Origin of the sequence: Nostoc sp. XA010 (genome assembly GCF_020829625.1) — a bacterium.
Taxonomy (GTDB): Bacteria; Cyanobacteriota; Cyanobacteriia; order Cyanobacteriales; family Nostocaceae; genus Nostoc.
The window spans coordinates 100,053-119,913 of the sequence record NZ_JAIVFX010000009.1; the positions used below are offsets into that span (position 1 = coordinate 100,053).

At 41.3% G+C, this 19,861-nt stretch carries 18 protein-coding genes; 9 read left to right on the forward strand and 9 right to left on the reverse strand.

What is annotated here, in order from left to right; translation table 11 throughout:
* Positions 1-81 precede the first annotated feature (81 nt).
* Entirely contained in the window at positions 82-1,431 is a 1,350-nt protein-coding gene (locus LC608_RS15590) for an efflux RND transporter periplasmic adaptor subunit (RefSeq protein WP_229554402.1), read from the reverse strand.
* A 511-nt stretch (positions 1,432-1,942) separates the two neighbouring features.
* Positions 1,943-2,335, reverse strand: coding sequence for a hypothetical protein (locus tag LC608_RS15595; protein WP_229554403.1), 393 nt, complete (start codon positions 2,333-2,335; stop codon positions 1,943-1,945).
* Between the two features lie 82 nt (positions 2,336-2,417).
* Here LC608_RS15595 and LC608_RS15600 point away from each other — a divergent pair, with 82 nt between their 5' ends.
* Entirely contained in the window at positions 2,418-3,095 is a 678-nt protein-coding gene (locus LC608_RS15600; protein ID WP_229554522.1) for a response regulator transcription factor, read from the forward strand.
* Positions 3,096-3,268: 173 nt separating this feature from the next.
* Positions 3,269-4,540: a cell wall metabolism sensor histidine kinase WalK gene (locus LC608_RS15605; protein ID WP_229554404.1), complete on the forward strand. Its 1,272-nt coding sequence runs from the start codon at positions 3,269-3,271 to the stop codon at positions 4,538-4,540.
* A 125-nt stretch (positions 4,541-4,665) separates the two neighbouring features.
* Here LC608_RS15605 and LC608_RS15610 read toward each other — a convergent pair whose 3' ends face one another.
* Positions 4,666-5,064 carry a hypothetical protein gene (locus tag LC608_RS15610; protein ID WP_229554405.1) on the reverse strand — a complete coding sequence of 133 codons (399 nt, stop codon included), beginning with the start codon at positions 5,062-5,064 and terminating at the stop codon, positions 4,666-4,668.
* An 84-nt stretch (positions 5,065-5,148) separates the two neighbouring features.
* Between LC608_RS15610 and LC608_RS15615 the strand changes: the two genes are divergently transcribed.
* Both LC608_RS15615 and LC608_RS15620 read left to right on the forward strand, forming a co-directional pair.
* The gene (locus LC608_RS15615; RefSeq protein ID WP_229554406.1) at positions 5,149-5,943 is read left to right on the forward strand and encodes a peroxiredoxin-like family protein; all 795 of its coding nucleotides are present in this window, start codon (positions 5,149-5,151) and stop codon (positions 5,941-5,943) included.
* Positions 5,944-6,295: 352 nt separating this feature from the next.
* Entirely contained in the window at positions 6,296-7,144 is an 849-nt protein-coding gene (locus tag LC608_RS15620; RefSeq protein WP_229554407.1) for a sulfurtransferase, read from the forward strand.
* Between the two features lie 218 nt (positions 7,145-7,362).
* Here LC608_RS15620 and LC608_RS15625 read toward each other — a convergent pair whose 3' ends face one another.
* Positions 7,363-7,554 carry a hypothetical protein gene (locus LC608_RS15625; RefSeq protein WP_229554408.1) on the reverse strand — a complete coding sequence of 64 codons (192 nt, stop codon included), beginning with the start codon at positions 7,552-7,554 and terminating at the stop codon, positions 7,363-7,365.
* Positions 7,555-8,519: 965 nt separating this feature from the next.
* On the opposite strand from LC608_RS15625, the gene LC608_RS15630 reads away from it, so the two are divergent.
* The 3 genes from LC608_RS15630 (at position 8,520) to LC608_RS15640 (ending at position 11,863) form a co-directional block, all read left to right on the forward strand.
* Entirely contained in the window at positions 8,520-9,095 is a 576-nt protein-coding gene (locus LC608_RS15630) for a methanogen output domain 1-containing protein (RefSeq protein ID WP_229554409.1), read from the forward strand.
* Between the two features lie 46 nt (positions 9,096-9,141).
* Positions 9,142-10,476 (forward strand): ATP-binding protein, encoded by a 1,335-nt coding sequence (locus LC608_RS15635; protein WP_229554410.1) that lies wholly within the window; start codon positions 9,142-9,144, stop codon positions 10,474-10,476.
* Between the two features lie 181 nt (positions 10,477-10,657).
* Positions 10,658-11,863 carry a glutathione S-transferase family protein gene (locus LC608_RS15640; RefSeq protein ID WP_229554411.1) on the forward strand — a complete coding sequence of 402 codons (1,206 nt, stop codon included), beginning with the start codon at positions 10,658-10,660 and terminating at the stop codon, positions 11,861-11,863.
* A gap of 41 nt (positions 11,864-11,904) precedes the next feature.
* On the opposite strand, the gene LC608_RS15645 is transcribed toward LC608_RS15640, so the two are convergent.
* Complete coding sequence (locus tag LC608_RS15645) at positions 11,905-12,060, reverse strand: hypothetical protein (protein ID WP_229554412.1); 156 nt, start codon at positions 12,058-12,060, stop codon at positions 11,905-11,907.
* Positions 12,061-12,440: 380 nt separating this feature from the next.
* Here LC608_RS15645 and LC608_RS15650 point away from each other — a divergent pair, with 380 nt between their 5' ends.
* Positions 12,441-13,154 (forward strand): class I SAM-dependent methyltransferase, encoded by a 714-nt coding sequence (locus tag LC608_RS15650; protein ID WP_229554413.1) that lies wholly within the window; start codon positions 12,441-12,443, stop codon positions 13,152-13,154.
* A gap of 168 nt (positions 13,155-13,322) precedes the next feature.
* Here LC608_RS15650 and LC608_RS15655 read toward each other — a convergent pair whose 3' ends face one another.
* Positions 13,323-14,312 (reverse strand): helix-turn-helix transcriptional regulator, encoded by a 990-nt coding sequence (locus LC608_RS15655; RefSeq protein ID WP_229554414.1) that lies wholly within the window; start codon positions 14,310-14,312, stop codon positions 13,323-13,325.
* 357 nt (positions 14,313-14,669) lie between these two features.
* Between LC608_RS15655 and LC608_RS15660 the strand changes: the two genes are divergently transcribed.
* Positions 14,670-15,566, forward strand: a complete 897-nt coding sequence (locus LC608_RS15660) for an alpha/beta fold hydrolase (RefSeq protein WP_229554415.1) — start codon at positions 14,670-14,672, stop codon at positions 15,564-15,566.
* Positions 15,567-15,741: 175 nt separating this feature from the next.
* Here the strand turns inward: LC608_RS15660 and LC608_RS15665 are convergent, their stop codons facing one another.
* From LC608_RS15665 to LC608_RS15670, 3 genes are all read right to left on the reverse strand, one after another.
* Entirely contained in the window at positions 15,742-16,938 is a 1,197-nt protein-coding gene (locus LC608_RS15665; protein ID WP_229554416.1) for an acyl-CoA dehydrogenase family protein, read from the reverse strand.
* A gap of 354 nt (positions 16,939-17,292) precedes the next feature.
* Complete coding sequence (locus LC608_RS37555; protein WP_374108404.1) at positions 17,293-17,523, reverse strand: hypothetical protein; 231 nt, start codon at positions 17,521-17,523, stop codon at positions 17,293-17,295.
* Between the two features lie 331 nt (positions 17,524-17,854).
* Entirely contained in the window at positions 17,855-19,843 is a 1,989-nt protein-coding gene (locus tag LC608_RS15670) for an amylo-alpha-1,6-glucosidase (RefSeq protein ID WP_229554417.1), read from the reverse strand.
* Between the last annotated feature and the right edge of the window lie 18 nt (positions 19,844-19,861).

Consider the following 19,861-nt stretch of genomic DNA (forward strand, 5'->3'; position numbering starts at 1 on the left):
AAGTTAAAGGAGAAAGAGACGATTCTTCCTCTTTAACCGACTTCTGCAAGAAGTCTATGGAAGTGTGGTACAACCTATGTTTTAAGTTGGATCAACTATCTTTACAGGCGCACCATCTTGCAATCCATCACCGCCACGTAGCACAATGCGTTGACCGGTGCGTAAAGTGGGATGATAAATTGCGACATTTTTACCCATGTCAGAAACCATCTCGACTGGAATTTGTTTAGCTTTGCCATCTGCAACTGCAAAAACTAACCACTCGTTTTGTCTTCTGGTTAATGCATCTCGTGATACCACAAAGCTAGAGCGATTCGAGGGCATATTTAGGTTGCCTGCGATCGCCATTCCTGGTATTAATCCTGACGGGGGTTTGTTAATTTGGACACGCACAAGCTGGCGACGGGAAGCTGTATCGGCAGAAGGGACTACAGCAGTGATGGTGGCGCGTTGTTTCCATTGCGGTAGAGCGCGAGTTGTGAGATCGATTGTCATACCTGGGGTAACTTTACCACTGAGTTCTTCGGGTAACTCTAGGAAAATATCGAAGCGATCGCCTGCTACTAAGGTGACAATTTGACCAGAAGTTTGAACTAAATCACCATTGCTGATATGGCGAGTCTGGACTATACCAGATTCTGATGCCAAAATCCGAGTTCGCTGTTTTGCTAATTCTGCTTGAGCTAAGGTGGCTTTAGCTGCCTCTACATTTGCTCGTTGAGCGGCGATTTCTTCTTGAATCGGCCCAGCTTGAGCTTCGGCAAGTTCTGCTTGAGCTTCTAATCGTTCTCCCTGAATGCTATTCAATTGTGCTTGAGCTTCCACTAACAATCTTTGAGACAAAGCACCCTCTTTGACAAGATCACTCGTGCGTTTCAGGTTATCCCGTGCTTCCAGTTCTCGCGCCTTAGCAGATGTGACAGCCGCTTGACGTTGAGCAATGATTTCTTTTCGAGTACCGACTTCCAAACGTGCCAGATTGCTCCGTTGTTGTGCCACTTGCGCTCGTGCTTGGCTAATTGCCAATTGCTGATCGGTATCGTCGAGTAAAGCGATCGCCATTCCTATGTTGACGCGATCGCCTGGTTGCACTGAAATTTGCTTGACAATTCCACCAGTTTGAGCGCGGATTGTTGACTGCTGAGTGGCTTCTACTTGTCCCAACAGCTGCACACTTCTTGTAGCACTTCCAGTTGCGAGGGAGATTGTTTCAATTGGTTTTGGAGGTGGCCCTTGTTGCTGTGCAATAGAGGAGCGTGGTTCCCCACCAGGAGCTAACATCCGCCATAGAATAATGCCACCGGTTGCCAGAAATAGAATCAGCAATCTCCAGAACCAAGGTTTACGCGAACGAGTAGGTGCTAACTCAGAAGGCACAGAACTATCTGATTGGGTTTCAACCGTTGAAACTTGATTTTCAGAAGTATCCATAGCAATTAACAGTGGGCTACTGAGGGTTAAGGGCTAAAGATTAACCTTTGAAAGTGAACAATGAATAGTCAAATGTTCGCTATCAACAGTCAATTATTTAGATATAAGTAAAATTACGTTACCTTTCTTGTAGTTTATTGGATAAATATGACAGAGAAATGTCAAGGCTGGTCATTGGTCATGAGACTTCTGGTATAAATCAAAGATAAGAACCCCACCTTGCTTTACTGTGTATAAACAAATCTTTTAAAGTTACTGCATAGTGTAGGGTAAATTAATTTTTACAGGTCGATGCAACAAAGGTGCAGGTCGATGCAACAAAGGTGCAGGTCGATGCAACAAAGGTGCAGGTCGATGCAATAAAGGTGTAGGTCAATGCAACAAAGGTGCAGGTCGATGCAATAAAGGTGTAGGTCAATACAATAAAGGTGCAGGTCGATACAACAAAGGTGCAGGTCGATGCAATAAAGGTGCAGGTTGATGCAATAAAAGACGCGATAAATCGGGTCTTTTACCTTAATGTATTGGACTCAACTATTAATTCTTTAACCCGATCGCGCGGTAAGCCTAACTCCTGACTAAGAGCGGCTTCAAGTTTGCTCATCTCTGTGACTGGAAATTCAAATACTATCGTTGTGAGAACTGAGTTATTTGTTTTAACGTTTACCCGTGAAATTCCTTTTTGGGGAAGAATTTCCACTTTGATAGCTACTATCCTTTTCATAATCTGTCGTGCCGATTGGGTATCCGCTAGCAGATATTTTTTGGTGAAGTTGGAGCGATTTAAAATCCTATCTCCGACAAAACCGCTCCCCAGCCAAAAAACTAACCCAATCAACGGCAAGGACAACCAAAACACAAAGCCTAATGATCGCAACGCTTGAAAAAGTTGGAGTTGCTGCATGAAAGGTATAAGGTTGAGTGTTTCCCGTCACTTTTACTTTAATCTAAAATTAGCAAGCAAAAATTATGGCAACCTGAGCAGGATGTTGATCTTACTAGTCGAAGATGACCCATCGCAGTTAGAGCCACTGCGGGCAGCATTATTGAAGGTGGGGCATACAGTCGATGCGATCGCTGATGGGGAAACAGCACAATGGTTTGCCTTTCGCAAAGACTATGACTTGCTGATTTTAGATTGGATGTTGCCTAAAGTGAGTGGTGTAGAATTGTGTCAAGTATATCGACAAGCAGGTAAGCTGGCTCCTGTATTGATGCTGACGGCGAAAGACACGGTTTTAGATAAGGTAATAGGTTTAGATGCTGGAGCCGATGATTACTTGGTAAAGCCTGTGGATGTCCTGGAGTTATTGGCACGAGTCCGGGCATTAGGAAGGCGATCGCCCATGTGGCAAGGAGATATACTTAGCCTGGGCGATTTGCAACTTCATTTATCCAGTTTGACGCTCGAACTTGGTTCGTTGACAACTCAACTTTCTAGCCGAGAGTTTCAATTGATGGAGTATTTAATGCGTCATCCCCGGCAAGTATTATCTCATAGCCAGATTGAGCAAGCCCTTTGGAGTTGCGGAGAGGAACCAGAAAGTAACGCAGTGACTACCTTGGTTCGCCGCTTGCGCCAGCGCCTACAAACCATTGGTGTGAAAGATTGGATAGAAACAGTGCATCGGATGGGCTATCGAATAAATCCGCCGAATTTGTAACCACGGGGGGAGGGAGCAGGGGGCAGGGAGCAGGGGGCAGGGAGTAGGGAGCAGGGAGCAGGGGGAGCAGGGGAGGGACAAGAGGAAAAGGGGACAAGGGGAAAAGGAGACAAGAAGAATAACTATGCCCCATGCCCAATGACAAATGACTAATGACCAATGACTAATGACTAATGTTTGATCGTAGCCGTCGTAATCTTGCTCACTGGTTTGCCCTGTCAATGGGTGGAATTTTGTTCGCTTTTGCAGGGGTGGGTTATTGTCTGAGTGTAGAAGAACAGTTGCGGGTTTTTGACGACGAACTTTTTTCACAAAGTAAAGTTTTTGCTGCCAAGACTCAATACTCGCTTTATCAAAGTCAATGGAGAAATCAGCGCAGCAAAACTCCCATAGAAAACGGAGCATCTTTAAATGGTGGCCTAATATATGCGCGATGGTACAACTCTGATAAACAACTTTTGCAATCTATCGGTTCATTGGGTAACAACCAGTTGACAGCAGAACCAGGATTTCAAACGCTACAACTACCACTAGGTGCTGAATATTTGATAAGAACCTGGGTTCGCCAAGTCACAATTCCTATTTTTGAAGATAAGCGGCTCATTGGCTACTTCCAAGCAGCAGTGCCAATGAACTCTCTACGCGTTAATCTGAACCAAGCCCGCTTATTTTTAACTTTTGGGGTTCCTGTGACTTTTGGTGTAATAGGCATTACAGGTTGGTTTTTGGGCGGATTGGCGATGCGACCAAGCCTGCGTGCTTATCAGCAATTGCAGCGATTTACAGCCGATGCTTCTCATGAACTACGTACACCTGTTGCTACGATATTGAGCAATGCCCAAGTCGCCCTGATGCCCCCCGAAGACCCCGTGGAGCAAAGATTGCGGTTGCAAAATATCGCTCAAACTGCTAAGTCCATGAGTACGCTGATCAATGATCTGCTTTTTTTGTCGCGTCATGATGGTTCCCTTGCGGAAACCGTATTAAAACCCATTGATTTGTGTGAGATATTGCGATCGCTTCTCCAAGATTTCGCAGCCCTTGCTCCTGCCCAAAGCCTCAATTTCAATGCTCACCTTCCAGAGCATCCCATCATGTTAAAAGCCGATGCTAATTTGCTCAAACAAGCTGTGATTAATCTTCTGACTAATGCCTTTAAGTACACACCAGCAGACGGTAAGGTAGAATTACATCTTTTTACCCAGTCTCACTACGCAGTAATTCAGGTCAAAGACAACGGGATTGGCATTCCCTCCACTGATTTGCCACATATATTTGATCGTTTTTATCGTGTAGATACTGTCCGATCTCGGCAAACAGGCGGCTTTGGACTTGGACTTGCGATCGCTCAACAAATTGTGCAACGATACGGAGGGCAAATTACTGTAAATAGTATGCTTGGTCAAGGCTCCACATTTCAAATTAGTCTTCCCCTGAAACTTTGACAACTTTTTAAAATTCAATCTGAGACTAGGCATAGATAAATTACATAATATGATGATTTTGAAACAAAATATTTTGATAGCGTTCGCTCTTACTTGTGTAATATCGGGCACTACCTACAATATATCTACATTGGTCGAATATCATAAAGTTGTTTGGCTGCGGCTTTGCTTTGGCTTAAACTGCTGCTACGCTTTCTTAAGGCATTTAAAGTATTTGCAACTGCGGCATCAATTTTAGTTTCAGAGGTATTGGCTTGTGTATAATGACGTAAAGAATTTTTACCAGGCAACTTGATAATAATTTCTAAGTGATCGCTTAAAACTATAGGATAAATAACCGCCGCATTCGGATCTAAATTATCAATACTTACAGTTGGTGCTAGGGAACAAGCATCGCGGAAGAAATTATCTAACTCAGCCATTTGTAGTGCTTCGATGACGTTTCGCGCTTGACTTAAATTTTCTGTATTGGGTTCGGGTTCCCGTAGCCTCGACTTGGCGAAGGGTGGTAATTTTTTCTGCAATGGCTATGCTTGTGGTCATGGTTAAATTTACACTACTTCCTTAATATCAGGATAATTGAATTAAATACTGTTGCCCTCACGTACATGAATACTCAAATACGCACCAATTCTCCAGATATTTACTCGATTTTGAGTCAAACTCAACGCTTGCGAGTTAGTGATGGAGAGATTAAACCCATTTTAGACGGCTGCTCAAATACTTCAAAGTTGCTCGTGCTGATTTGGTCGCAGTTAGGAGATTTTGATAATTTAGAATACGCTTGGTGGCTGCGAAGAGAATTTGAAGAGATTGAAGCAAGAGGAATCACAATTCGCGCTATTGGAATTGGAAACCGCAATTCTGGGATCAAGTTTTGTGAATATACGGGCTTCCCTCAAGAATGGTTGTTTGTGGATGCAAAAGCTGAAATTCACGCTTTTTTGGGGCTTTATCGCGGTTTGACTATACAATTCCCAATGTTATCAACGTCACAAAAAGCTTGGCTGAATTTAATACTAATGTGTGCTGGGATTGCTAGCCCGGGAACTCTGAAGGAAGTTTTTCGAGGTTATAAAGGTGATAAAAAAGCTCCTCAGTTAATTGCTGATGAAGAAGTTGTCAGGAATACACCTTTACCACCAATAAAAGGTTCATTTTTCAAAGCTGCTGGAGGAAAAGGCTTTCAGCGTCCTTTTGAATTAGCAACCCTGCGTCTGCGGAATATGACCGAAGTTTTGAGCAACTGGAATATTTATGTACCAGATTCATCTTATTTGACACAACGGGGAGGAACTTTTCTATTTGATTCTCAAGGAAAATTAATTTACGAACATCGCGATCGCGGTATTCTTGGTTTTGCTGAAAATATGAGTAATCCCTTATCTTTTTTGTATAAGTAATTCATTATCATCGAAAAAACGATTACGGATTGCAACAAATGGAACTCCCCTTGTTCCAAATGATTTATTAATTGCACTTGTGTTCTGAACCAACGGACTTGTGTTCCAAACCAACGGACTTGGGTTCTAAAGCAAAACTATCAAAATTTTTCCAGATGCTCTAGTGATCGTGGGCGAAACCCTAGTAGCGATCGCTCCATACCTTCTGGATTCGGAATTATTACTTTCAAACAACACATACCAAAAGTTATCTCGTAACATTTAACATTCATTATTCTGTAATTTGCATTCCAAAAGGCAAATCTACCAAGGGCGATAATGCCTACTGGTACAATAACAGAAGCATGAAGCCGTGAATGCAAAACTCCTTATTTCTCCTCAAGAACTAACTTCACTTTTAGCAGAAAATTCATCACAGACTGTCATTATCGATACGCGAAGTCAAGAGGATTATTTTATTTCTCATATTCCTGAATCCATAAATATTAGAGATTTTTTCACCTATCTTTTAGAGAATTCTTCTCCAACAGGATTAAAGGAACTGCAAGAGTATTTTGCAGAAATTATGAGCAGAGTAGGAATATCTGGTTCAGAACAGTTAATTGTTTATGAAGATGCTTTAAATAAAGGTTATGGCCAATCTTGTCGAGCAGCTTTCTTGCTGAAGTATTTGGGTTGCGCTCAGGTATCTATTTTACACGGAGGATATAGAGCATGGCTCAAGGCAGAATTACCTACTACCGATGAAGTCTCAAAGCGTGAAAGCAGCATATTTAGATTGCATGCCAACGCTGACATCATGGTGACTACTACCGAGATGTTGCAAGCAATTGACAATCCAACAATTATTAAATTAGATGTGCGCGACAGTTCAGAATGGCTTGGGCTGAGTTCTTCTCCCTATAATCCTGATTTTTGTCCTCGCAAAGGTAGAATCCCTAATGCAGTATGGTTAGAATGGCATCGTCTGATGAATTCTGAATTAGAAATCCCTACGTTTCGCTCGCCAGAAGAAATCCGAGAAATTTGTCAATCACTAGGTATTACTTCAGAGTCCATTGTGTACATTTACTGCTTTAAGGGTTCAAGGGCTGCTAATACATTAATAGCCCTTGAAGAGGCAGGAATTTCTGCTAAAAATTATTTTGGCTCTTGGAATGAATGGTCTCGTGACTTTTCATTACCCATTGATAAAAGATAAATAAGAAAGATTAGGCACACAATTCATGAATTAAAAATACTGTAAATCTTCCTATAGCAGTCCTAAATCATTTGTGAAAATTATATATCTCTTTTTTCTTTCTTCCCTTTGCACCCTTAGCGTACTTTACAGGTTGTTTTCTTATTTATATTTTTCACGAATCAAATAGGACTGCTATAGTAACTAATCCCTTTTATTTACTGAGCTTTATTGTCTAATCAAACATCAACATTTATCTGTTCTATCTGTCTAGCAGCTTTATCCCAAAGCTTTGCTGAAGTCTCATCTTGCCAATGAGTTCTCAGATTTTCCGCTTTTTTGTGACATATTCGTTCTAACATTTCTAATATTGCAGATAATGTCAATTTATTAATTAATGTTTCTAAAATCTCCATATATTCTCTGTGCATGATATTTACCTCCTTAACGTCATCTGATATATTTTGATAAAATTCATCTACATGTGCTTTACGTTCTCAAAGAATAGATTAACATTGATTGTAGATTACTAATATCCTTGCCAGCTTTTACACCCAGTTTAGCTTATTTTAAATACTCAATGTTGATAATTTATTTTTAACAGATTAAAAAACTGTTTAATTCAAATATTTTCTCACAACTTCCTCAATTCTTTTACCTAACTTCAAAATAAGTAGGATAACTAGAAAGTATGAATTGTAATGCGATAGGCTACGCCCCGCCAGAGGCGATGGCTTCTCTCCGTTCGCGCAGCGTGTCGCAGACAGACGCTACGTGAACGCCCGCCGATCGCTATTGGTTACGGTCATGAGTTGCGTAGTGATGATGGTATCGGTCAACGATTAGCTAAAGCGTTGCAGTTATCAAACATGAAATCTATTGCTGTTTACTAACTCAGCCCTGAACTTGCTGAAGTTTTGGCTAATACTGTTTTGGCAATCCCTTATTTATATTTTCCTCTGCCTAGAGTCACAAAAGAAGGTTAACCCGGATTTCTGACAAACTAAGGATCATCTCTACAGTATAACCAGCAAAAATTATTAGTCATTGAAATGTATATTCAATTTTTCGTAAGTATCTTATAGCCTCTAAATCAGGTATTTATAAGTATTTTAGTGAATGGCATTAATGCATTTATTTACTATTAAACATGTTGATGAAGGAATGGGTTAGGATTGGCGATCGCTCGTCAAATGGTCGTTGGCAAACATGGCGGGGCGATAGCTGTAAAGTCAACTTGAGCACAAGACATAGCGTTGATCCTTTACTGATAAGTAAATGCTCTTAAGTTTAAGTTAGTTTTGTAGCCAATTAGGGAAAACTATTCTTAGTAAACATCGTACTTAATTAAAAAATTTTGGTGTGTCACTGACTTTTGCTTAACTAAGTATCATTCATGCTTGCCCTATCTAACAATTTAGGAAATAACACCATCATGATTCACACATCTTCGCTCGACGAACAAATAAAATCCTTAGAATTACCGATCGAGCGCGATCAGTTTCTGCGTACAATGATTAGAGAATTGGCTGGAACCCTACAAGATGTCGTTGGGATTGAACAGGCAGAAGGCTTTTTGAATGTGGTCGGCTATCGAACAGGTCAACATGTCAATCAGGTCTACCAGAACGCTTTGCAACTGTCAAATCTTTCTCGTAGCCAGGTAACTGCCGTCCTCATAGATTGGAAACGCCGGATTCAAGGCGACTTTTACGTGATTGAAGAAACTGATGAGAAGATCGTTTTAGGCAATCGCAAATGCCCCTTTGCAGAACAGGTAGAAGGGCGCGAAGCCATGTGTGTCATGACATCTAATATATTTGGCGCAATCACAGCCGACAACCTTGGCTACGCTAGAGTCGAGTTACAGCAAACGATTGCTAGAGGCGCACAAGAATGCAAAATCGTCATTCATCTTAAACCTAGCGAAGTATTAGACGAGTTTGTAGCACAAGAATACTTCAAAGCATAGTAGTAGCCTCAAACGATAAAGATCCCTGCTTCAGTACCTTCAGATCATGACACCCGATCAATTTTTAAAGTTTGCCCAGGTTTTACCAGAACCTCTGCTTCTTGTGACTAGCGCAGGTGAAATTTTAGCAGTTAATCAGCCTGCTGTCAAGCTCTTTAATAAGACCAGTAAAGCACTTATTGGTCAATGTCTTACCGAGTTTGTTACTGATTCTTCACAGAAAGTCATCGACTATCTTCGAGCTTGCTCTCAAAGTCGTCAAATGATTTTGGGAGTTTTAACTATCCAACAAGCCCAAGGAGAGGGAATTGCTTGTCGTAGCCAAGGATCTGTGATCGAGCCGCGATCGCCAGAAAGCCCAGCCATTAATTTACTGCGGTTAGAAAAGCGAACGAGCGATCAATTCGTTATGCTTAACCAAAAAAATCATGCACTGAGTAAAGAAATTCAACAACGCCAACGCATTCAGGTAGAACTCGCACAATCGAATGAAACCTTAAGACAAACTTTACTCAAACTGCAAAATGCCCTTGAAGTTGTCCAAACCGAAAAGATGTCTGGGCTAGGACATTTAGTCGCAGGCATTGCCCATGAAATTAACAATCCGATTAGCTTTATTCATGGAAATTTGACTTATGCTAGCGAATACTATGATGATTTACTAAAACTGATTCAACTCTATCAGCAAGAATATCCTAATCCAAGCCTAGTCATTCAGCAAGAAATTGAAGCCCTGGAACTTGACTTTATTCAACAGGATATCAAACAATTACTTCAGTCAATGCAGACAGGTTCCGAACGTATTAGCGAGATTGTTAAATCTTTGCGAAACTTCTCTCGATTAGACGAAGCAACATTTAAGGTGGTTGATATTCATGAGGGTTTAGAGTCTGCATTGATGATTTTACAAAGTCGGCTCAACCCTAGCAAACGGCATTTTGGTATTGAAGTAATTAGGGAATATGGAGAATTGCCTTTGGTTTGTTGTTCTCCTGGGCAGCTCAATCAGGTGTTTATGAATCTCCTGAATAATGCGATCGATGCTTTAGAAGAAGCTGAACAAATGCGATGCTCTCCGACCGATCGCAGCTCATCGCAAGAAATAATGCAAAATGATCCTAGTCGGATTTGGATTCGCACGCAGAAACTAAACGATCGCTACATTGCAATTTTCATCAAGGATAACGGTAGCGGAATCCCTAGTCAGATTCATAACCAGATATTTAATCCCTTCTTCACCACTAAGCCAGTCGGTAAAGGGACAGGATTAGGATTATCAATTTGTTACCAAATTATTGACAGCCATGATGGTCAAATTAATGTGATATCTGATCCAGCTTGGGGAACTGAATTTAGTATTGAGTTGCCTATTATTTGCTGATTAACTAATAGCATTGCTGTATTTATCTTAAAACTATTAGTTCTCATAATTTCATAATTTTCTGACATAAATACAGAACCTAAAATTGCTGTTGAAGATGTTGTTCAATATAATGATTTTAATCTCTCACAGATGCTAGAGTACAGAATTGTCCTAAGTATTGCCCTACGCAATTCACCCTATGACTACCGCACCCTTAAGCTGGCAAGAACTAGAAACTCTCACGGACTATCAAATAGATACCGTTAATGGTGTCACCAACGCTAGAGCCAGGTTGCGCTTGTTTGGTCAGCCAGAATCTGATGTGCGGGTAACACTATACCGCGATAACCACGCCTGGTGTCCTTACTGTCAAAAAGTTTGGTTATGGCTAGAGGAAAAACAGATCCCCTATCGCATCGAAAAAGTGACAATGTTCTGCTATGGGGAGAAAGAAAGTTGGTACAAACGTAAGGTACCATCAGGAATGCTCCCCGCGATCGAGCTAGATGGACGGATTATTAAGGAAAGCGATGATATTTTGATCGCTTTGGAAAAGGTATTTAACCCATTGAGCCAAGGGATGGAAGACCTCACGGTGCTTCCTCTACGTCAATTAGAACGACTTTTATTTAGAGCCTGGTGCGCTTGGCTGTGCTCTAGAACCGATTCCTCTCAACAAGAACAACGCAACCGAGAACAATTTATTAAAGTGGTGGCTAGGGTCGAGGAGGCTCTCGCTCGCACCTCAAGTCCTTACTTTCTAGATAGCTTCGGCATCGTTGATGTCATTTTTACGCCATATCTCGAACGGATGAATGCGAGCCTTTACTACTATAAAGGCTATTCCCTGCGTTCGGAAAACCCTCGCTTGAGCGCATGGTTTGCGGCAATGGAAAGCCGACCGACTTACTGCGGTACCCAGAGCGACTTTCACACCCACGTACATGATTTACCGCCCCAGATGGGGGGCTGTTGGGAAAACGGCGAAACCCAAATGCTTCTCAATAAAGCGCGGGTGGATAATGGTCCTTGGTTTGGGCTACCAGATGTTACTTATCCAGAACCCGAAAACTCCCGTATGGAAGCTCTTCAACGAACTATCGAACACCGCACCAATATTATCCGAGTCAACCCCTTAGATGATAAATTGTTTGATCAAGCGCTACGTTGTGCTTTAACACACATGATGACAGGTGAAGACTGTGTACCTCCATCGGGATCTGATGTCGCTCTACGATATTTGCGCGATCGCATTAATGTACCACGAGATATGTCTATCTACGCAGCCAAGCGATTGAGGGAATCCCTGGAAAAAACCGCAGCCCTTGCTGGTTATGGGCAGCCCGCCCCCATTCCTACTAAGCATCGACGAGATCAAGACCCGTCTAACTTTGCAATCAAGTAGGATTCAGGTATCCATCCTGGCAGATTGCGCTTATCTAACAGTTAACAGTGAACAGTTATCTTGGTTTCAAGCTTTGACATAGGGCGTTGCATAAATGTGGGATGAATAGGTGGTTGAAACCATTGAAAAGTTGTTCTTAATTGAGCAAAATCATCCCATGCTTCAGCAGCGCCGACATAGAGCTTTGTGACCCACATTACCGCCTTCTCTACGCACATCACAGATTTAATCCCGTGGCAAAGTTAACAGCCACCTGCCATTGCTTGTGACACTTGCGTAAGTCCTATAATTTATCCGAGTAGGCTTGGATACTCAACGATTACCAGTCACGTTATTTTCTAGGAATAATTCACAGCACAATGCTGTAGAGAAGGTATTGAGCAGTTGCCCTCTGTGCAGTATGAGTGGAATAGCAAAAGGCGACTGTATACTTTTGGAGTAGCGATGCCTGCGGCGGTAAACTACGCCTTAATTCTGGAATGTTGATTTTTTATAGCCAGTTTTCAGATTTAGTTAGGTCATCGGACTTGTCTCAGGATATTTCCCTATCTGTTCATAATAAAGTGGTATCAGTTTTATGTTGGAACAACAACCAGAAAATTTACAGTTTTCTATTAAACAGTTAGCGACAGAAGCGTTACAAAAATCAGAACCATCAGCATGGTTTGAAGTTTTATATGCCAAAGCCAAAGGGGATACAGCACAAATTCCTTGGGCTAAGTTAGCTACTCATCCTTATCTGCAAGATTGGCTGACGAATCATCAACCATTTACCTCACAGCAAAAGGCACTAGTAATTGGTTGTGGCTTAGGAGACGATGCCGAAGCAATAGCTAGTTTGGGATTTGAAGTAACCGCCTTTGATATTTCACCGACAGCAATCGCTTGGTGTCAGCAGCGATTTCCTGATTCAACTGTCAACTATGTAGTTGCAGATTTGTTAGCTATTCCCTCACAATGGCATCAAACTTTTGACTTTGTTTTTGAATGTCGCAATATTCAAGCTTTGCCGTTGAATGTGCGTTCTTCAGTGATTTCTTCAATTACGTCTGTCATCGCTGCAAATGGAACACTGTTGCTGATTACTCATGTTCGAGACACAGAAGTTGAACCCTCTGGCCCACCTTGGCCATTATCAAACTCAGAATTAGCACAGTTTGATAATTTTGGATTACAACAAGTAGAAAAACTCGTGTTTTGGGAGTCTAAGGGAACTGATGTTAAGCAAGTGCGGATTGAATATCAAAGACATAATCTCATTGAATTATCAGTTCAACCTCACAGAGTTTAAGTTTAGTCTCATACCAATTCTCTATGAAGAAATTTTTGGGGTGTAGACGGCTGAAAACTGCTATATCAGTGCGTTCTACGGCATTGTAGACATTCAGAAGATACCGCTTAACGGTTAAAATTGGTGGCGTAGCCCACACGAGAGCCGTTATTAGGCAGGTGCAGTTCGTTAATATAATCCTTCTGGTGGGGAAATATCAGATCCAACAGCCACACCAGTGTTAGTAGATTTAATCCCTGGTTTAACAGTAGGGGATTGTTGTTTTAACGATTGTAAAACAGAAGAAGAGTTATCTTGCTCAATTGATATATTGGTATTTGCTTGTTGCTGGGATATCAAAGCTAATCCTCCCATTGCATCAGCAAGAAGAGCTGTATAACCTACATATAAATGCGTCGGACGAATTTCCAATCCCATTCCTTTTTTAGATTGATACGAAAAGGGCTGAGTTACTGGTATGGCTGCTAGGAATGGCAAAGAGGCAGCTAAAGCAACACCATTAAGTCCTAAAGCATCTCCATAACGTCGGATAAATCCACGTACAAAAATGTCATCTGATAATTCTTTCCAGTTGCCGTTTTCTAATGCCTCTATCATCTCTGTTCGGATATGAGTAGAAAGCTGGATGTGTTCCAAAGAAAGCCCTTTGGACTGACGGGTTTTTTGGAGTTGTTGCCCAATTTGACGTAGGCACACTATGCGTTGTTGGGCTGCTCGTTCAGCTTGTTCAGCAAGTTCAGCTTGAGAAATTCTTTGATGATTCAGCAATTGTAGTGGTTTTTTCCACAGCGAATTTTCTGCTGTATTTTTAGAGGGTTCCTCGCGGAGAGTGCAATGCTCTTGCTGTATCTCTGGTGAAGAACTGACTGTTTCTGTGGCTTGCTTCGGATCTGTAACTGTTTCAACTTTTTGAGATTGTTGGGCAAATTGTCGAAATGCTAACCCGATCGCTTCTCTACCTACGGCTTTTAATAAATCTTGAGCCTGATCTGTTTCTGAACCTATTAACTTCTGCACAATCGCTAAAGCACGTAGATAAACTCCGCTACGATGCAGTTGTACTTCTATTTCTCCTAAAAGCGATCGCAACTCATCTTGAGAAATTTCAATATTCGGATTGTCCAGAATTTGCAAATAGTATACAGGAGTAGTAACCATTGTGAAAGCCTTGTATATGAACTCAATCAAAGAAAGTTACAATCATATCTTCACTATTTTTCCTAACTTCATCTTTCTTTTCCGGATGCTAATTGTATAATTTAATTTTTTTAATTGATCATCAACACTGAAACAAGTCAGTAATAACCGTAGCCATGATTATTAAAATAATACCAGTGCCTATTTGAGGAAAAACCTTGGGTGCGTACCAAGGGTAAATTGTAGAAATGCTGCTGCTGCAACGCCGTCTACTATTGCTAGTTCTTTATTTGCAATTTGCTTGGCAGGAGTGATAGTCAATTGCAACAATCTAATCCACTAGAATGGTTGTGGAAAATTAGTTTGGAGTGAATAGTAATGTTTCCTAATTTTCTACCATCACAAGTTAATCAACTAACAGATCCAAAAGCGATCGCTTTTGTCCAAAGTATTGAGAGAATTGCCCTTACAACCTCCCTGAGCCAACACCCAATCTTCACAGCCTACATTCACAAAGGTAGTGGAGTCACACCAATTTTGCTGCTACACGGCTTTGACAGTTCCATCCTAGAGTTCCGTCTTCTGTTGCCATTACTTGCTACTCAAAATGAAACATGGGCAGTAGATTTGTTAGGTTTTGGTTTTACACAAAGGCAAAAAGAAATAAATTACAGTCCAACTACAATCAAAATTCACCTTTACGATTTTTGGAAAACTTTAATCAACAGACCGATAATACTAGTCGGTGCATCAATGGGAGGTGCAACTGCAATTGATTTTACTCTCACTTACCCTCAAGTTGTAAAATCACTAGTATTGATTAATAGTTTAGGTTACACTAATGCTCCCCCTTTTAGCAAATACTTGTTTCCTCCTTTTGACTTTTTGGCTGTGGAATATCTACGTCAACGCCAAATTTTGGCATTAAATTTATGTAGTAAGTTACCTAATTTAGATCCCAAAATACTTTTGGCTATTCAGTGCGCCATGCTACATCAAGAAATGCCTGGTTGGCATGATGCCATGATTTCTTATACAAAAAACGGGGGTTATAGCAACTTGGCAGATAAAATTGCCAAAGTTGAAAAACCAACACTTATTTTATGGGGAGAAGCTGATAACATCCTTCCACCTGAAGATGCAGAAAAATTTCAGCGTTCCATTGCCAATTCTCAATTAATAAAACTTAAAAATTGTGGTCATGCCCCTCAAATTGAACAACCGGAAATTACATCTCAACATATTTTGCAATTTTTAAATAATTGTAATTTTTAATTGATTTAAGGGGACTTTGAAGGTATTAGTTAAAATCCCCATCTGTCAGGTTTATTTGTTGCTCAACTTGACAAATATAACAAAAAAGCCTTTTCTTAAACCCAAGGGGCAACTTGGTATAAGATATTGTCTTGACACGCCCGCTATTGGAAGTAACTAGCTACCCCTCAATCTATTACAAAAAGTTCACTATCCCCAGACGCAAGATTTCTCGCGTAAAGTCACAGGAATACCCGATAGTTGCATCGGCAAGAAACTTGCCAGCCAAACACTCTTTTGTTACCCCATAACCCCCAAGAATTTCAATTGCTGTTTGTGCATTTTTGATTGCAACATCTACTGCAAAGGTCTTGGCGGCTGGTGCTTTGATTGTGGCGGCAAGTTGGGGAGAAGTTTCTGCTGTATGGGCAGCATCCCATACTACCAGTCGTGCAGCTTGAGTGTTAATCATCATGTCCGCTAATTTTAAAGCCACTGCCTGATGTTGGATAATCGGACGACCCCAACTGACTCTTTGCTTGGCATAATTCAAAGCATACTCATAAGCAGCACGAGCCAAACCAACATAAGAAGCTGCCAGCCCAATAGCTACTTCTGGAAGCAACATCAGTAGTTTTGCGGCTCCTCCTTCTTGTCCAATCAGATTTTCCGCAGGGACTAACACGTTATCCAGATAAATCTCAGCATGATGAGAAGCTTTCCAACCAATCATCTGTGTCTTTTTGCCAAACTTAATCCCTGGTGTATCTGTTGGAACGTAGAAAATAGACAAACTTTCGTGCAATGGTTTATCCATCGCTGTACGGGCAATGATGAAGTAGCTATCCGCAATCCCAGCATTTGTAACTAACGAGGATTTTGTTCCATTGAGAATGTATTTATTGCCCTCGCGTGCTGCAAAGGTCTTCATCCCAATATTCGAGTCTGGCAAGGGGCAGAACATATCTGAGGTGGCGACATTAGGTTCACTCTCTGCGGCACTAAATAGATGGGGTTCTCCAGAATTGACAAAAGATAGTATTCGTTTTTGCTGTTCTTGGGTTGCAGCTCTGCTAACAAACAGTGACATAGCTGCGGTGAGATTAAAGTAGCTACAAGCAATGCTGACATCGACAGCGCCTATTTCTTCTAACACTACAGCCAAGTCTATGCAGTTTCCACCTACACCTCCTAGCTCTTTTGGAACCATCAAGGATGTAAATCCTAATTCAGCTCCCTTATAGAAAACGTGTTTGCAAAAATCCCAAGGTTCCATCTCTGGATTGTTAGACTCTTCAATTATCTGAACAATAGGCCCAATCTCGTTTTGAGCAAAGTCACGCGCAAGAGACTGCAACATCTCCTGTTCTTGAGTGAGGCTGAAGTCAATCATTTTTTATTTTGTCTTTATTTCTACAGTGCAAATATACAACTTTCTTTGATATACTATAGCCTTATAATTAGTATCAAAAATATAGGTTCTGTAACCAGATTTTCCTATTTAAAGTTTTTGTACAAGTAGAAAAGTCTTTGTATATACTAGCTTTAGGGTATGCACGTCTCTTTCAACAAATAAGCACAAAAGAAAAATAAGTCAAAAATATCTATAAAAAAATCAATTGCTATAGCCTATTAGGAGATATCTACTAAATTAGATAAGCTTATACCACATTTTTAGACAGGCTATATGAGTTGATTTTAATTATGCTCTCGAATTATAGGCTTGATTCAGTTTGATAGCTGACTCTTATAATAAAGGTTGTTCATGAGCATTTCTTGGTAACACCAGTTGGCGCTCAATACCTATTGAGCTAATGATACACGGAAGTCCAAAAACAACTTCACTGCCAACTCCATACCTAGAATCTGCTCTTACTGATACTGGAAATATCTGTTTTTCATCTCGCTGGATGGTATCAACTAACTGACAAACTGCTATTGATATGCCATAGCTAGTATTTCCTTTGCGTTCAGAAATTTTCTAGCCTCGCTTACGGGTTAAATTAATCTTTTTCGTTCTGCTGTCTCTTGAATCTTGTTCATTAGACTTGTCGCCTAATAAAGGTTTTGAATTTTTTGAGCCAGGCAAAGCAAGGGTTTCAGACACTAATTTTTTATAAAGCGACAAGTCTATTTTTCGTTTCCTTTTATGATGTTTGCGATAATTAATTTGCAATAATTAATAGCAGTCATAAGCTATTAACTTTCAAACGAACCTAAATATTATTTGTAGTGTTGCCGAATCGAGGGATGATAACAACTTGATAAAATTTCCTCCCCTGCTTCCCCTGCTCCCTGCCCCCTGCCTATCACTCTGTAGCTAGCCAAGCGCGGAGTACTTCTCCAACTGACCAAGCTTGAGCAATACAACCTTTAGGTTCCATTGGTGGATCACCATTAGATATTTCACTGATAGTTCCAACTCCAGCAGTATAGAGGTGATGTTGCATCGGTTCTAGAAATTGCCGAGCAATGGATGGGTTGTTAAACACACGCAAGTGAGCTAAGACAAATGAACCAATTAACCATTCCCAAACTGTTCCTTGGTGATAAGCGCCGTCACGATGAAATTGATCTCCACCGTAGTGACCGATATACTGCGGATCATCAGGTGCAAGACTGCGTAAGCCGTGAGAAGTTAGAAGCGATCGCTCGCACGCTTCTACTACTTGCCGTTGTTGTTCAAGAGTGAGCGGACTTTCTGGCAAGGATACGGCGAAGATTTGATTTGGTCGCAAAGAGCCATCGTTACCATTTGGGCCGTCTAAAACATCAAAACAGTATCCCTTGGCATTATTCCAGAAACGACTAAAACCTTTTTGAGTGGCATCAGCCATTGCATCGTAGTCTTTCTCAGGTTTTCCTAACTTTTGGGCGAACTGAGACATTGTTCGCAAAGCGTTATACCAAAGGGCATTTACTTCTATAGGCTTGCCAATGCGAGGAGTAACTACCCAATCACCGACTTTGGCATCCATCCAGGTAAGCTGCACTCCTGGTTGCCCTGCATAAAGCAACCCATCACTGGGATCGAGGTGAATATTGTAGCGCGTTCCTTTACGGTGAAATTCCACAATCTCCGCCAGTTTAGGAAATAAATCTGCTAATAGCTTGTCATCACCAGTCGTAGCAAGGTAAAGGCGGATGGCTTCAAAATACCATAGTGTTGCATCAACTGTATTGTAGTAATCTTCTGTGGGTGGCTTATTATCGTCAGGGAAACGATTCGGCAACATTCCTTTGTTGATATATTTGCCAAAGGTGCGAAGAATGGACTCTGCAATTTGGGGACGATTAGTGGCAAGCGTCAGACCGGGTAGACTAATCATGGTATCCCGACCCCAATCAGTAAACCAGTGGTAACCGGCGATGATGGTTTTTCCGTCTTGTCTGTCAACAATAAACTGATCGGCAGCGAGTACAAGTTGCTGCACCCAATCAGGAGGTGGAGGTGCTTGTGGCGATCGTTTAGCTTGCCAGTCTGTTATCAGCTTTTGCTCGTACTGGTGACGTAAGTCTAAAGCTACTGCACCCTTTAAATTAGGATTTTGCTCTCTACTAGCGACAAAAGTAAATGAGCTTCCAGGCTCAAGTGTGGCTTCAAAAGTTGCTGGATGAAGATGATCGTCTATATCGTTGAGTCCGCGTTCCTTTTCGGCTGCAAGTTCAAATCCGTAGTACCACTCGTTATTAAGTGAGGCATTACCGCTATCTGTCAACAAGTATAAAGGTTGCGCTCCCTGAAATACTGTGACACTGACTCCATGATCGATCGCGTTTATACTCATTCGCCAATGCTTGGCAGGCGATTCTTGAGCATGGGTTCTGCTGTGATAATCGCGGTGATTAACAAATGCTTTGACTGATAATTTAAGCGATCGCTTTGCTTGTCGCAAGTAATAATGAATATATGTAGTATCAGATCCAGCCTGCATCCAGATGCGTTTCTCTAATAACGCACCTCCACAAGCAAAGCTCCATACAGGTACTGTTCCTTCTAAATAAAAGCTTTCGATATGATGATAACCTTGAGGATCAACTGTGCCATTTGACCAACGATTTGCAAACAGTGGATAAGAGTTGCCTTCATACTCTGCTGTATCATCTAGCTTTGCTAATAGTACGGTTCGCTGCAACGGTGGTTGCAGTGCAGCCACAAGTAAACCGTGATAACCCCGTGTTGATAAACCTGCTACTGTACCCGAAGCATAGCTGCCACTACCATTGGTTACTAACCACTCACGCGACTCTGCTGCATCAATATTTCCACAAATTTCCCGTCCAAAGTTGATGCTCATAAATGTACCTCATTATGT